Here is a 14320-nt window from a genome sequence, read left to right as displayed (position 1 = left end):
GCGCAGTTGCGAACTAGAGGCGCTCGATGATCGTCACGTTGGCGGTGCCGCCGCCTTCGCACATGGTCTGCAGACCGTAACGACCGCCCGTGCGCTCAAGTGTGTTGAGCATGGTCGCGAACAGCTTGGCACCCGTCGCACCGAGCGGGTGGCCGAGTGCGATCGCCCCGCCGCTGGGGTTGACCTTCTCCGGGTCGGCCTTGAGGTCCTTCATCCAGGCCAGCACCACCGGCGCGAACGCCTCGTTGATCTCGACGGTGTCGATGTCCTCGATCGTCAGGCCGGTCTTCTGCAACGCATACTGCGTGGCCGGGATCGGGCCGGTGAGCATCATGACCGGATCGGCGCCGCGGGCGCTGATGTGGTGAATGCGGGCGCGCGGTGTGAGGTTGTGCTCCTTGACGGCCTGCTCGGAGGCCAGCAGTACGGCGCTCGAACCGTCCGAGATCTGCGACGCCAGCGCGGCGGTCAGCCGGCCACCCTCCACGAGCGGCTGCAGCGAGGCCATCTTCTCCAGCGTGGTCTCGCGCGGGCCCTCGTCCACGCCGAAGTCGCCGACCGGGACGATCTCGTTGTCGAAGTGGCCGGCGCGGATCGCGGCGAACGCCCGCTGATGGCTTGCCAACGCGAACTGCTCCATCTCCTCGCGCGAGATGTCCCAGCGCTCGGCGATCAGCTCGGAGCCGCGGAACTGCGAGATCTCCTGGTCGCCGTAGCGGTGTCGCCAGTTCTCCGATTCCGCTGTGGGCGTGCTGAATCCGAGCTCCTTGCCGACGATCATGGCCGACGAGATCGGCACCCAGCTCATGTTCTGCATGCCGCCGGCCAGGATGATGTCGGCGGTACCGGACAGGATCGCCTGAGCGCCAAAGGATATGGCCTGCTGGCTGGAGCCGCACTGCCGGTCGACGGTGACGCCGGGCACCTCTTCGGGGTAACCCGCGGCCAGCCAGGCGTTGCGGCCGATGTTGCCGGCCTGCCCACCGATGGCGTCGACGCATCCGACGATGACGTCGTCGACCGCGCCCGGGTCGACGTCGTTGCGGTCGAAGATGCTGCGGAACACATGCACACCGAGGTCGATCGGGTGTACCTGCGCCAGCGACCCGTTCTTCTTGCCGACGGGGCTGCGTACGGCATCGATGATGTATGCCTCAGGCATGTTCAGTCTCCTTTGACCTTGTGAGCGGTTATGCCGCCGAGAACGATGGCGAGGTATTGCTGGCCGACCTGCTCGGCCGTCAGCGGTCCGCCCGGTTGGTACCAGCGGACCGAGACCCAGGTGGTGTCGCGGATGAAGCGGTACACGAGGTCGACGTCGATGTCCGGCCGGAACGAGCCGTCGGCCATACCTTCCTGCAGGATGTCGATCCACATCTTGCGCTGCTCTTTGTTGCGCGCCTCGACGAAGCCGAACTGCGGCTGTGACGACAGCCGCTTGGCCTCGTCCTGGTAGATCACGACCTGCGCGTGCCGGTGCTCGATGGCCTCGAACGACGCCATGAACAGGCCCTTGAGCTTGCCGAGCGGCGTCGGTTCGGTGTCGACGATCTGCTGGTAGCGGGCGAAGAGCCAGTCCAGGAAGTCTTTCAGCACTTCCTCGACCATCTGCTCTTTGGACTTGAAGTGGTGATAGAGACTGCCGGAGAGGATGCCTGCGGAGTCGGCGATATCACGGACTGTCGTCGCCTTCAGGCCGCGCTCGGCGAACATCGTCGCGGCAAGGTCGAGAAGTTCGTCGCGTCTGCTAGCCGGTTGGCTGGGCGTATCCGGCGCCATTGACACAGCATAGCAACCAAGCGCTTGCTAGGTCACGCACGGCTCGTCACCGGTACTGCGGATACGACCAGTACGCCGAGCAGTGCTCCGGCAGATCCCGGACCACCGGCCGATCGGCTCGGACGCGCGACAGGTTGAACAGGTACCACGCGTCGTGGCCGGCGCCGTCGGACTTCACGCACGCCCGGACCGACGCCGGCAGCCGGTGCAGCGCCGGATCGATGTCCGAGGACAGCCCGGACAGGTACTCGGCGTCGAGGTGCCCGGTCTGCTCGAAGCGATCGATGTTGCGGTCGGCGATCAACCGCTCCGGGTTGAGGGCAGCCAACCCGAGCAATGCCAGCACACCGGCGACGAGCACCGCACGCGGAAGCCAGCGTCCCGACATCCGGATTCCCGCCACGGCGACGAGCACGAACACCGCGCCCAGCCACACCTCGGTGGTGATGACCATCAGCCGCTCGGTGCTGAAGCCGTAGGCCTGCTGGTAGAGCCACATCCGGTGGATCGCCGAAATCACCACGACAACCGAAGTCGCACAGAGGGTTCCGACGAGGATGCGCAGCAGCCGCCGATCCGAGGCGGTGACGCGTGCGGCCACGCGGATCACGCCGCTGAGCACGAGCAACGTCAAGGCCGAAACCCACAACAACTGCCAGAAGCCCTGCCGCGCATACTCGGCGTAGGTCAAGCCCTCGGTCTCGAGCACATGGGTGTGGCCGCCGAACAGCACGGTCGCCTGCACCGCGACGAACGCGATGAACAACGCGTCGAGAACCCCGAGCGGCACGGCCCACTCCCACCGCGGCACCGGTTTCATGGGCGCCGGGGCCAACGCGTCGAGCCGCGGCGCGAACCGCACGAGGTAGGCACCGCCCAGGACGAAGGCCACGACGATTCCGAACACCACCACTCGTGCGATGAACTCGTCGCCGGCCAGGGACGGCACCAGGTTCTCGGTCAGGTGCGCGAACGCGGGGTCGGCCGCCGCGAACAGTGCGCCGAACACGAACACCAACGCCACCGTGACCCCACCGACGATCGCGACCCGTGCCACGCTCGGCATACCCGACCGGCTCGGCAGCACCCCTCTCACCGATCTGCCCGCCCACCCGCGGACCCGGCCTGCCAGCACCCACGGCACAAACGGTCCGGCGAACACCGCGGTCCACGTGCGGCCACCGACCAACGTGCACCAGCCGATCACCCACGCCGCCATCAGGCACAGCACGCCGACCCACTCGGCCGCCAGCACGCCCGGCACCGCGAGCAGCGCCAGAGTCAACGTGATCCCGAGCCACTCCCCACGCGTGGGGCGACGTTCGGCGGTCCCGTAGACGACACCGAAGACCAGAGCGCCCACGACGTAATAGCCGACGCTCAGCACCGAGGGGCGCCACAGCGCGGTCCCGACGAGACCCGCGACCACCGCGAGCAACATCACCGAACGAGGAGCCGCGGCAAGCGGATCAAGCGGCCAGACCCGGCGCGACCACACCGTCCAACCTGGCTCGCCGTAGCGCGGAAGTGCCGGGCCGACCAGTGGCGGGGGCGGCGGCATGAGCACATGCGGGCCGGGAACCCCTGGAACCATCGTCGTCATGCCAGCTCCTCCGTCGTTGCGGGAATGGTCACCCGGATGCGGCAGCCCACTCCGGAATCCATCACTTCGATTGTGCCGCCGTGTAATTCGACGGCCCAGCGAGCGATCGCCAGACCGAGCCCGGTCCCGCCGTCGGATGTGGCACCGCGGGTGAACCGCTCGAAAACACGCTCTCGCTCCGCCGGTGGGATACCGGGCCCGTCGTCGCTGACCTCAAGCCGTAACCCACCGGCGCGCGATGCCAGCACCGACACTTCACCACCGGGCGGGCTGTGCCGAATCGCGTTGTCCACCAAGTTGACAACCACCTGGCGTAGTCGCGCCGGATCGGCGACGGCCTTCAGGCTCGGCGGTGAAACCCGAACCGACACCTTGACCTCACCGGCCGACAGCGACGCGTGCTCGACGGCGTCGCGCAGAAAATCCTCGACTGCGAAACGCCTGAACTGCAGCGGAATCACGCCGCCCTCGACGCGCGAAAGATCGAGCAGATTCGTCACCAACTCACCCAGGCGCTCGGTCTGCGCGAGCGCCATCCGCATGGTTTCGTCATCGGGCTCGGCCACGCCGTCGGCGACGTTCTCCAGCACCGCCTGTAACGCCGCGATCGGAGTGCGCAGTTCATGTGACACGTTGCCGATGAGCCCGCGCCGGTATTCGTCAGCGGCACCGAGATCCGCCGCCATCTGATTGAACGCGGTCGCCAGTTGGCCGATTTCGTCACGCGACGTGGCACGCACGCGGATGCTGTAGTCCCCGCGGGCCATGGCGCGCGCGGCAGCCGTCATCTCACGCAGCGGTGAAGTCATGCCGTGCGCGAGGAACTGCGTCAAAGCCAGCGAGGTCGCAAGCGCCGCCAAAAGTGCATACCGGAACTGCCAGCTCGCGCCGATCCAGAACGTGAACGACGCCAGCAGAATCGCACCGCCCACGAGAAGTCCGGTCTTGACCTTGAACGACGCGAACGGATCCAGCGGCCGCGGCAGCCGGTCCCACAGTGCAGCCACGTTCATCGGGGCACCTCCAGGGCATAGCCCACACCGTGCACAGTTCGGATCAACTCCGATCCGAGCTTGCGGCGCAGCGCCTTGACATGGCTGTCGACGGTTCTGGTCTCGACCTCGGACGCCCAACCCCAGACGTGCTCGAGCAGCGTCTCCCGGGCAACCGCCGCCCGCGGCCGGCCCGCCAGGAACGCCAACAGGTCGAACTCCGTTCGGGTCAGGTGAATTTCATCCTCACCCTGGTGAACCCTGCGCTCGGCGAGATCGATGCGGTAGTCACCGACGGTGAGGGGCTGCTGGCCGCCGGCCCGCTCCACCCGGCGGAGCAGGACCCGAACCCGCGCGACGAGTTCGCGCATGCTGAACGGTTTGGTCAGGTAGTCGTCGGCGCCGACGCCGAGCCCGATCAGCATGTCGGTCTCGTCGGTGCGAGCGGTCAGCATGAGCACCGGAACCGGACGCTGCGCCTGGATCCGCCGGCACACCTCAAGCCCGTCGAAACCGGGCAGCATGACGTCGAGCACAACGAGGTCGGGGCCGGTGGCGGCCGCCGTTGCTACCGCCGACGGGCCGTCGACGGCGGTATCGACCGCGAATTCCTCGGCCCGCAGCCTCGTGGCCACCGCGGCCAGGATGGTCGGCTCGTCGTCAACCACCAGGATTCGCCTCACACCTCAAAACTGTAAGGGCTGGTTGTGGTGCTTTCGGGCAGCGATTGTGAAGATCCCGTGGAGATCGACCCGCCGGCCCAGGTCTTTGCTGTGCACACACGTCGGCGGATCTCGTTACGCTGGCCTGGGTCAGCACGCAGCGGAAGGATCACGGGTGGATCAGCAAACTGCTGGATGGTCCACCGACGAGGTACGCCAGTTCGCCGGCAAGGCCTATGCCGCCGGTCAGAAGCTGGCCGGAGCTGCCGGTTGGTCCAACACCGGCGCCACCCAGACGTTGCTGTGGGGAGATTTCCAGGGCAGCGGGCGCACTCCGTACCGGGTCCAGATCAACCTGGTGGGCGAAACGTACAAGTGCACGTGCCCGTCGCGGCAGTTCCCGTGCAAGCACGTCGTCGGACTCGTACTGCGGTGGTCCGGCGGCAACGTCGACGCGGCACCCGACGCTCCGGCGCCCGAGGCCCCCGCACCCAAGGCCCCGCGCGAAGTCAGCGCGAAGACCATCGCCGCCCGCGAGCGCAGTGTCGCCGAGGGTCTCGACCAGCTGAATCTGTGGATCGAAGATCAGGTCCGCAACGGTATCGCCGGCATCAGCACCGACCCGTACGGGTGGACCGAACCGATCGCCAAACGCATGATCGACGCGAAGGCGCCCGGATTGGCGCGGTGGTTGCGCAGCCTTCCGGCGCTGCTCACGCACGACGAGTGGCCGCGGATGATCATCGAAGAACTCGGTCTGATGCGATTGCTCATCGACGCCTATCGCAGCATCGCAACGTTGTCACCGGAGACCTCGGCCGCGGTGCGCCGCCACATCGGCTTCACGGTGTCGAGGGCCGAGGTGCTCGCCACCGATCCGGTCAGCGATACCTGGCAGGTGCTCGGCTACGCCGAAACACTCGAGGAGCGCTACACCACGCGGCGAATGTGGTTGAGCGGCAGACAAACCGGCCTGCTGGTCAATGTCCAGTCGACCGCGCCCAGCGGCGCGAGCTTCGACACCCGGCTGACACCGGGACGCGAGTTCACCGGTGGCGTCTACTTCTATCCCGGCGGTCCGTCGAGCTTTCGTGTCGCGATCCCGGACGGCGATGTGCCGACGGTCTCCATCCAGGAGATCGACATCGCCGGAACCCTCCTATCCGAGGCACTGGCCGGCCGGGCCCGCGCGATGACGGTCGATCCGTGGCTGGTGCGGTACCCCGCCGTCGTGACCGCCCGGCCGGTACAACATGGCAAGCCGAAGCGCCGGTATCTGGTGGACGCCGACGACCACGCCCTACCGGCCGTGTGTGACGACGATCGGTGGGCTCGCCTGCAGGCCGCGACCGGCGGGCAGCTCCACCCGATGCTGGTGGAAATCGGCATCCAGGGCGTCGATCCGCTGTCGACGCTGAACGCGGCCGGTCTCGTGGTGAGTGCACTGTGAGCGACTATCAGCGGATCATTTCCGCGGCGACCGTGGGCCTCGGCGCTAAACCCTTGCCCGAGGCGGTATTCGACGCGCCGGTCGACACCAGCGCGGCGACGGTGTGCGACGCCGACGATCCGATCGGATCGGTGCTTCGCATCGCCGGGTTATATGCCGTCGCCAGACGGGCCGGGCAACTTCCTGAACACGTCAAGCCCAACACCGATGCCGCACCGCCCGAGACCCGCCCGCTCATCACCGAAACCCACGCGTTCCTCATCGAACGGGCCGTGAGTGTCCGGCCCGTACTCGACGGTGTCATCGCCGACATCGCCGCGGCCGGTCTGCGCCTGCCACCGCGGCTGATTCCCGAACTGCTCCGGCTACACCAGAGTGCCGGTGTGACACCGGAACTCTGGGCGGCGATCGGTTCCGCCGGTCAGTGGTACGCCTTCGAGCACTACGGTCGCAAACACCGCGCACTGCGACACGTCATGCCTGTGCCCGGCGACGGATGGCCCGATGAGGCGGAGTTCACCCACGGCGACACCGCCAAACGCCTGCATTGGGTCGCTGCGGCGCGCCACATCGACCCCGACCGGGCCCGCGAAGTCGTCATGGCGCACTGGGATGCCGAAGACGCCGAATCCCGCGCGCTGTTGCTGCAAGCGTTCGCGACACCCGAACACGAAAGCGACGAACCGTTCCTGGAGTCGGCCTTGGACGACCGGGCCGGCGGTGTGCGGTCGGCCGCGATCGCCGTCCTCGGCAACCGCAACCGCAGCCGCTACCTGGAACGCATGAAAGAGCGTGCAGCGCAGGTCTTCTCGGTGAAGAAATCCGTGCTCGGAGTCAAGATCACCGCGAACGAACTACCTGAACCCGACGCCGCGGCCATTCGCGACGGACTCACCACCAATCAACCCGACGCCGTCGTCGAACGCACTCCGATCTCGTTCTGGGATGAGTTCTTCGGATCGGTCGGGCCAGAGAAAATGGTTCGCGCCGTGAGCGGCGACGCCCTCCTCAGAGCGATCACCGTGAGCGCGTTGCGGGGCAACGATCCACGCTGGGCAGTGCCGCTCCTACAGCGCTGCCTACCCGCCGACTACCCGAGCCACTACACGCCGGCGACAGCACATCCCGCGATCACCGCCGAGCTGATTCGCGCGGTCACCAACGTTGCGGAAGGTGCCCCGCTCGCCCAGATCGTCGCCGGGCTGCCTCGCCCGTTCGATCCGCTGGTGGCCGAGGCCCTGTTCGCGTCTCTCACCGGCGCGGGGTGGGGCACGCAGCGGCAGCGCCGCGAGGCAGCGGCCCATCTCGCGGCCGGCTATCCGCTCGACTGGCATGGGCGGTTCGCCGATCTGGTCGACCGCACGACCGACGAGGAACTGCACCGGTTCTGCGCGACGGTGTTCGAACTTCTCACCCTGCGAATCGACATTGCAAAGGAACTGCCATGACCCAAGCGTCTGCCCTACTGCGGCCACACGCCGAGCAATTGTTCGCCGCTGAGATCGACGTGCTGCGCGCGGCCGACGACAAACCCGTCCCGCCGAACTGGTCGATGTCACCGCACGCGGTCGTGCGTTACCTGCTGGGCGGGGAAACCGTTGGCGGAGTGCCGATCACACCGAAGTACATCGGCCAGCGCCGCCTCGTCGAAGTGGCGGTCGCGACGTTGGCCACCGACCGCGCGTTGCTGCTGCTCGGTGTGCCCGGCACTGCCAAAACATGGGTTTCCGAACATCTGGCGGCCGCGGTGTCGGGCGATTCGACGCTGCTTGTCCAGGGCACCGCGGGCACCGTCGAAGAGTCGGTGCGGTACGGCTGGAACTACGCCCGGCTACTGGCCGAAGGTCCGTCGGAACAGGCGCTCGTCCCGTCGCCGATCATGACCGCGATGCGTGACGGGAAGATCGCGCGTCTGGAAGAACTCACCCGTATCCCCTCAGAGGTGCAGGACGCGCTCATCACGGTTCTGTCCGAAAAGACCTTGCCGATACCCGAGCTCGGCACCGAAGTGCAGGCGAGCCACGGCTTCAACGTCATCGCGACAGCCAACGATCGTGACCGCGGTATCAACGAGCTGTCCTCGGCGTTGCGGCGGCGGTTCAACACCGTGGTGCTCCCGCTGCCCGCCACGCTCGACGACGAGGTGGAGATCGTGACGCGCCGGGTGGCCGACATCAGCGGATCGTTGCGGCTGCCCGAGGTACCGACGTCGGCCGACGAGATTCGCCGCGTGGTCACGGTTTTCCGCGAGCTGCGCTCCGGTTTGACGGCCGATGGACGCAACAAGCTCAAGCAGCCATCGGGAACCCTGTCGACCGCCGAGGCGATATCCGTCGTCACGCAAGGTATCGCGATGTCGGCGCACTTCGGCGACGGCATCCTGCGGCCTGCCGATACCGCGGCGGGCATCGTCGGTGCGGTGGTCAAGGATCCCGTCAACGACGCGGTCGTCTGGCTGGAGTACCTGGAGGCCGTGGTCCGCGAACGCGACGGCTGGGCCGACTTCTATCGAGCGTCGCGCGACGTGCTGAACTCGTGACTGAAACCCACGTTCTCGGCATTCGCCACCACGGGCCCGGGTCGGCTCGCGCGGTGCTGTCCGAACTCGACCGGATCCAGCCCGACGTCGTGTTGATCGAAGGCCCTGCCGACGCGGACCGCCTCACCGGTGACGTCGCCGACGCCGACATGGTGCCGCCCGTCGCGATCATGGCCTACGCGGTCGATGACCCGGCGATCTCGGCGTTCTGGCCGTTCGGCGAGTTCTCCCCCGAGTGGCAGGCCATGCGATGGGCGGCAAGCCATCGTGTGCCCGTACGGTTCTGCGACCTGCCTGCCGCGACCGTGCTCGCGCAACGCGACGAGCGTCACGGCGAACCTTCCCGCGTGCGTGTCGATCCGATCGCCGCACTCGCCGAGGCAGCGGGTTACGACGACCCCGAACGGTGGTGGGACGACGTCGTCGAATCACGCACCGACGGCACCGGATTCGAGGCCATCACCGAGGCCATGCGGACGGTGCGCGAGCTCGAGCCCGGTCACGACGACAAGGTGGAACGTCAGCGCGAAGCCTACATGCGCCAGGTGATTCGCAAGGCGGTAAAGGAGTACGCATCGGTCGTCATCGTCTGCGGTGCCTGGCACGCACCCGCGCTGACCGGGAAGTTCCCTGCCGCGACAGCTGATTCGGCGCTGTTGCGCGGCTTACCCAAGGTCAAATCCGCTGTCGTATGGGTGCCGTGGACGCATTCACGCCTTGCCGCCGCATCGGGCTACGGCGCGGGCGTGCGCTCGCCGGGCTGGTACCAGCATGTGTTCGCCGAGCGGGACCGCCCCGTGGAAACCTGGCTCACCCTGGCCGCCCGTGCGCTGCGCGACCGCGACATCTTCGTATCCTCGGCCCACGTCATCGAGGGGGTCCGGCTCGCCAATGCGCTTGCGGCGATGCGTGGACGTGCCCACCCCGGCCTCAGTGAGGTCAACGAAGCCACCGAGGCCGTGCTGTGCGAGGGGTCGGACGCCAGATTCGGGCTCATCCTGCGTGAGCTGGTGGTGGGTGAGAAGCTCGGCAGCATCCCCGAACATCTGCCGATGGTGCCGTTGTCGGCCGACATCACCAAGCGGCAGAAATCGTTGCGGCTCAAGCCCGATGCCACCGCCAGACAGGTGACGCTCGATCTGCGCAAGCCGAACGATCTGGCCAAATCACAGCTGCTGCATTGCCTTTCAATCCTTGATATACCGTGGGGGGAGCCTGACGACATCGGTGGACAGGGAACCTTCAAAGAAGCCTGGGTATTGCAGTGGCAACCCGAGTTCGCCGTGCAGATCATCGTGTCCTCGGTATGGGGCAACACCGTCTATCGCGCTTGTAGGGCCAAACTGACCGACAAGGCCGACAACGCCACACATCTGGGCCAGGTCACCGCGGCCATCGAAGCCGCGCTGCTCGGCGGTGTCGACGATGCGGTATCACAACTGCTCACTGTTCTCGAGAACAAGGCCGCGGTGGACCGCGATCTCACCGAGCTCATGGCCGCGCTGCCCGCGCTGGCCCGGTCGTTGCGCTACGGCGATGTGCGCCGCACCGACGCGGGCGCACTGGGCGTGGTCACCACATCCTTGCTTCGTCGCGTGAATGTAGGTTTGCCCGCCACACTCACCGGCCTGGGCCCCGATGCGTCGGCCGAGATGCTGACTCACGTCAACGCGGTCACCGAGACCGTCGACCTGCTCGAGTCGCAGGTCCGTGCCGAGTGGTTGACCACGATCGCGCGCTTGGCCGATCGGGGCGATCTGCACGGCAGTCTGGTTGGCCGGTTCGTCCGGATCTGTGTCGACGGCGGGGTTTTCAGCAACACCGAGGCGGCGGTACGTATGCGCCGGGCCCTGAGCGTCGGCGCGACGGCTGAGGAGAAGTCGGCGTGGATCGAGGGTTTCCTGTCTGGCAGCGGGCTGTTGCTCGTTCACGACGTCGAACTCCTCGGCGTCATCGACGAATGGCTGACCGGCTTGTCCGTCGACGAGTTCACGGATGTGCTGCCCCTCGTACGTCGCACCTTCAGCACCTTCGACGCGGGCATCAAACGCAACATCGGGCATGCGGTGAGCACCGCAGGTGCGGCGCCGCGCGCTCAGTTCGGCATCGACGCCGACCGTGCCCGCCCGGCCGTGCTTGCTGCGGCAGCGATCTTCGCGGGGAGTGTCGACCGTGACCGATGAACGTAACCGCCGCTGGCGCCTGGTGCTGGGGTCTGATGCCGATGCGTTGCCCAAACTCAGTGCGGACGACGTCGAGATGGACAAGGCGCTGGCCGCGCTGTACGACCGCAAGGGCGGGCTCGGTGGCTCGGCGCCCAAGGTGGCTCGCTGGCTCGGCGATATCCGGAAGTACTTTCCCAGCACCGTGGTTCAGGTCATGCAACAGGATGCGATCGAACGCCTGAATCTACGGACGCTCTTGCTGGAGCCCGAGATGATGGAGAGCATCATCCCCGACCTGTCACTGGCGACCACACTCATCAGCTTGGGCGAGGCAATCCCCGACGAGTCGAAATCGTCCGCCCGAGCCTTGGTGCGCCGGGTGGTCGAGGACATTGAGCGACGCGTGGCCGACGGTACGCGCGCCGCACTGCGCGGTGCGCTGTCCCGCAGCGCCCGGACCAACCGGCCACTCACTGCCGACATCGACTGGAACCGAACGATTGCGCGGAACCTGAAAACGTTTCAGCCCGAACTGAACACGATCATCCCGGAGCGGCTCGTCGGATACCGCCGTGCGGGCCGATCGATGACCAAGGACGTCGTGTTGGCGATCGACCAATCCGGATCCATGGGCGAATCGATCGTGTACTCGGCAGTGTTCGGCGCCGTCATCGCGTCGATGCGGTCCCTGCGCACGTCGCTGGTGGTGTTCGACACCGAAGTCGTCGATCTCACCGATCTGCTCGACGATCCGGTGGACGTCTTGTTCTCAACCCAGTTGGGTGGCGGCACCGACATCAACCGGGCTATCGCGTACTGCCAGAGTCTCATCACTCGTCCGGCCGACAGTATCTTCGTGCTGATCTCCGATCTGTACGAGGGCGGCATCCGCGACGAAATGCTCGCGCGCGTCAAACAACTCACCGACGCCGGGGTCCAGGTCATCGTGTTGCTGGCCCTGTCCGATTCCGGCGCACCGTCGTTCGATCGCGAGATCGCCGCCGATCTCGCGGCGATGGAGATCCCGGCGTTCGCCTGTACGCCCGACGCCTTCCCCGAACTGCTGGCGCTAGCCATCAACAAGGGAGACATTCGCGGCTGGGCGGATCGCGCCGGGCTCGCCGAGCGCGGCATGTCATAGTCGCCGCAGAGGGACGGGGCCCGGCGAACGAGAACCTCAGGCCCGCTGACTCGACACCGAGATCACTTCACCGGTCAGATAACTGGAGTAGTCGCTGGCCAGGAACGCGATGGTGGCAGCGACCTCCCATGGCTCGGCGGCACGGCCGAATGCCTCGTCCGACGCCAACTGATCCAGCAACTCAGCCGACGACGTCTTCTCCAGGAACTTGTGCCGCGCGATGCTCGGCGACACCGCGTTGATCCGCACCCCGTAGTCGACGGCTTCGATCGCGCTGCACCGCGTCAATGCCATCACGCCGGCCTTCGCGGCGGCGTAGTGGGACTGCGAATGCTGTGCACGCCAGCCCAATACGCTCGCGTTGTTGACGATGACGCCACCGTGGTCGACGTCGCGGAAGTAACGCAGCGCCGCGCGGGTTGCGCGCATGACCGAGGTGAGCGTGACGTTGAGGACGCGGTCCCACTCGTCGTCGGTCATGTCGATCACCGGCGTCTGACCGCCGAGGCCCGCGTTGTTGACCAGCACATCCAGCCGGCCGGCCTTCGCGACGGTCTCACTGATCAGCGCGTCGACGGCTTCGGTCGAGGTTACGTCGCACACCACCGACTCGACGCGCCCCAGACCGAGGCCCGCGAGTTCGTCGCGGGTCTCCCCCAGGCGGCGCTCGTGGTAATCGGACACCACGACGTCGGCGCCTTCGAGAAGGGCGCGCCGCGCGGTCGTCGAGCCGATGCCGGTGCCTGCCGCGGCGGTCACCAGGACCACCTTGCCGGTCAGGAGTCCGTGCCCGTCAATCTCTTTCGGAACTTCCGAGAGGTTCATCCCTTAGCTTCCCGAGGTAGGCCGAGCACGCGCTCGGCGATGATGTTGCGCTGAATTTCGTTCGAGCCGCCGTAGATGGTGTCCGAACGCGAGAAGAGGTACAGCCGCTGCCATTCGTCGAACTCGCCCTCGGGCAGTGTCAACCCGGCCATGCCCTGCACGTCCATCGCGATCTCGCCGAGCTCGCGATGCCAGTTGGCCCACAGCAGTTTGGACACGTTGTCCTGACCGGGCTGCTCGACGTCCATGGTCGCCAATGCATAGGACCGCATGGCCTTCAGGCCGGTCCAGGACTCGGTCAGCCGCTGACGGATCAGCGGATCGTCGGCCGCGCCGGTACGCTTCGCGAGCTCGACCAGGTTGGAATGCTCACGCGCATAGCGGATCTGTTGACCGAGCGTCGACACGCCGCGTTCGAACGTGAGCGTGCCCATGGCCACTCGCCAGCCGTCGCCGGGCTGACCGACCACCAACGACGCGTCGGTCCGCGCGTCGTCGAAGAACACCTCGTTGAACTCGGAGTCACCGGTCAGCTGGATGATCGGCCGGATCTCAACCCCGGGCTGATCGAGCGGCACCAGCAGATAGGACAGACCGGCGTGGCGCTTTGAGCCCTTCTCGGTGCGGGCGACCACAAAGCACCATTGCGCCCAGTGGGCCAGTGACGTCCATACCTTCTGGCCGTTGATCACCCATTCGTCGCCGACGAGTTCTGCCGTCGTCGACACATTGGCCAAGTCACTGCCTGCATTCGGCTCGGAGTAGCCCTGGCTCCACAACTCGGTGACGTCGAGGATCTTGGGCAGGAACCGCTGCTGCTGCTCGGGGGTGCCGTATTCGATGAGCGTGGGCCCGAGCAGTTCCTCGCCCAGGTGGTTGACCTTGTCGGGCGCGTTGGCGCGCGCGTACTCCTCGTAGAACGCGACCCGGTGTGCGACCGACAACCCGCGCCCGCCGTGCTCGACGGGCCAGCCGAGACAGGTCAGACCGGCGGCGGCCAGATGCCGATTCCACGCGCGGCGCTCTTCGAAGGCTTCGTGCTCACGACCCGGTCCGCCCAGGCCCTTGAGCGCGGCGAATTCACCGACGAGATTGTCTGCGAGCCACTGCCGGACCTCGGCCCGGAACTCCTGGACCTCTATCACCCTTGTAGGCTAACCTACC

General features: G+C 66.8%; 12 protein-coding genes. 5 read left to right on the top strand and 7 right to left on the bottom strand.

The window, feature by feature from the left end; all coding sequences use genetic code 11:
* Window positions 1–13: 13 nt before the first annotated feature.
* From fadA6 to ACOI2T_RS03890, 5 genes are read right to left on the bottom strand one after another with little or no spacing between them, the layout of a single operon-like run.
* Window positions 14–1162, bottom strand: a complete 1149-nt coding sequence (gene fadA6 / locus ACOI2T_RS03910; RefSeq protein ID WP_409502714.1) for a steroid 3-ketoacyl-CoA thiolase FadA6 — start codon at window positions 1160–1162, stop codon at window positions 14–16.
* Between the two features lie 2 nt (window positions 1163–1164).
* Window positions 1165–1779, bottom strand: coding sequence for a TetR family transcriptional regulator KstR2 (gene kstR2 / locus ACOI2T_RS03905; RefSeq protein WP_067858555.1), 615 nt, complete (start codon window positions 1777–1779; stop codon window positions 1165–1167).
* A 46-nt stretch (window positions 1780–1825) separates the two neighbouring features.
* Window positions 1826–3382 carry a DUF4153 domain-containing protein gene (locus ACOI2T_RS03900; RefSeq protein WP_409502713.1) on the bottom strand — a complete coding sequence of 519 codons (1557 nt, stop codon included), beginning with the start codon at window positions 3380–3382 and terminating at the stop codon, window positions 1826–1828.
* Window positions 3379–4389, bottom strand: coding sequence for a HAMP domain-containing sensor histidine kinase (locus ACOI2T_RS03895; protein ID WP_409502764.1), 1011 nt, complete (start codon window positions 4387–4389; stop codon window positions 3379–3381). The genes ACOI2T_RS03900 and ACOI2T_RS03895 overlap by 4 nt, the downstream gene beginning before the upstream one ends.
* A 2-nt stretch (window positions 4390–4391) precedes the next feature.
* The gene (locus ACOI2T_RS03890; RefSeq protein ID WP_409502712.1) at window positions 4392–5057 is read right to left on the bottom strand and encodes a response regulator transcription factor; all 666 of its coding nucleotides are present in this window, start codon (window positions 5055–5057) and stop codon (window positions 4392–4394) included.
* A gap of 154 nt (window positions 5058–5211) precedes the next feature.
* Between ACOI2T_RS03890 and ACOI2T_RS03885 the strand changes: the two genes are divergently transcribed.
* Genes ACOI2T_RS03885 through ACOI2T_RS03865 form a run of 5 tightly spaced genes read left to right on the top strand, consistent with a single transcriptional unit; the run spans window position 5212 to window position 12331 of the window.
* The gene (locus tag ACOI2T_RS03885; RefSeq protein WP_409502711.1) at window positions 5212–6486 is read left to right on the top strand and encodes an SWIM zinc finger family protein; all 1275 of its coding nucleotides are present in this window, start codon (window positions 5212–5214) and stop codon (window positions 6484–6486) included.
* A complete protein-coding gene (locus tag ACOI2T_RS03880) occupies window positions 6483–7934 on the top strand; it encodes a DUF5691 domain-containing protein (protein ID WP_409502710.1) in 1452 nt (483 codons plus the stop codon). The genes ACOI2T_RS03885 and ACOI2T_RS03880 overlap by 4 nt, the downstream gene beginning before the upstream one ends.
* Window positions 7931–9025, top strand: a complete 1095-nt coding sequence (locus ACOI2T_RS03875) for an ATP-binding protein (protein WP_409502709.1) — start codon at window positions 7931–7933, stop codon at window positions 9023–9025. The genes ACOI2T_RS03880 and ACOI2T_RS03875 overlap by 4 nt, the downstream gene beginning before the upstream one ends.
* Window positions 9022–11208, top strand: a complete 2187-nt coding sequence (locus ACOI2T_RS03870; protein ID WP_409502708.1) for a DUF5682 family protein — start codon at window positions 9022–9024, stop codon at window positions 11206–11208. The genes ACOI2T_RS03875 and ACOI2T_RS03870 overlap by 4 nt, the downstream gene beginning before the upstream one ends.
* Window positions 11198–12331 carry a VWA domain-containing protein gene (locus ACOI2T_RS03865; RefSeq protein WP_409502707.1) on the top strand — a complete coding sequence of 378 codons (1134 nt, stop codon included), beginning with the start codon at window positions 11198–11200 and terminating at the stop codon, window positions 12329–12331. The genes ACOI2T_RS03870 and ACOI2T_RS03865 overlap by 11 nt, the downstream gene beginning before the upstream one ends.
* A gap of 36 nt (window positions 12332–12367) precedes the next feature.
* Here the strand turns inward: ACOI2T_RS03865 and ipdF are convergent, their stop codons facing one another.
* Both ipdF and ipdE1 read right to left on the bottom strand, forming a co-directional pair.
* Window positions 12368–13156, bottom strand: a complete 789-nt coding sequence (gene ipdF, locus ACOI2T_RS03860) for a (5R,7aS)-5-hydroxy-7a-methyl-1-oxo-2,3,5,6,7,7a-hexahydro-1H-indene-carboxyl-CoA reductase (protein ID WP_067858578.1) — start codon at window positions 13154–13156, stop codon at window positions 12368–12370.
* Complete coding sequence (gene ipdE1 / locus ACOI2T_RS03855; protein ID WP_409502706.1) at window positions 13153–14301, bottom strand: acyl-CoA dehydrogenase IpdE1; 1149 nt, start codon at window positions 14299–14301, stop codon at window positions 13153–13155. Before ipdE1 ends, ipdF begins: the two co-directional genes overlap by 4 nt.
* Window positions 14302–14320: the final 19 nt, after the last annotated feature.

The sequence above is a fragment of the Mycolicibacterium wolinskyi str. Jessa 2025 genome, assembly GCF_049241375.1.
GTDB lineage: Bacteria > Actinomycetota > Actinomycetes > Mycobacteriales > Mycobacteriaceae > Mycobacterium > Mycobacterium wolinskyi.
The sequence above is the reverse complement of the archived record's forward strand: the minus strand, read 5'-3'. Positions and strand labels throughout refer to the sequence as shown.

Excerpts from the sequence above, each read along its gene's own strand:
- fadA6 (WP_409502714.1), bottom strand. The coding sequence starts at position 1,162 with ATGCCTGAGGCATACATCATCGATGCCGTACGCAGCCCCGTCGGCAAG.
- kstR2 (WP_067858555.1), bottom strand. The coding sequence starts at position 1,779 with ATGGCGCCGGATACGCCCAGCCAACCGGCTAGCAGACGCGACGAACTT.
- ACOI2T_RS03900 (WP_409502713.1), bottom strand. The coding sequence starts at position 3,382 with ATGACGACGATGGTTCCAGGGGTTCCCGGCCCGCATGTGCTCATGCCG.
- ACOI2T_RS03875 (WP_409502709.1), top strand. The coding sequence starts at position 7,931 with ATGACCCAAGCGTCTGCCCTACTGCGGCCACACGCCGAGCAATTGTTC.
- ipdF (WP_067858578.1), bottom strand. The coding sequence starts at position 13,156 with ATGAACCTCTCGGAAGTTCCGAAAGAGATTGACGGGCACGGACTCCTG.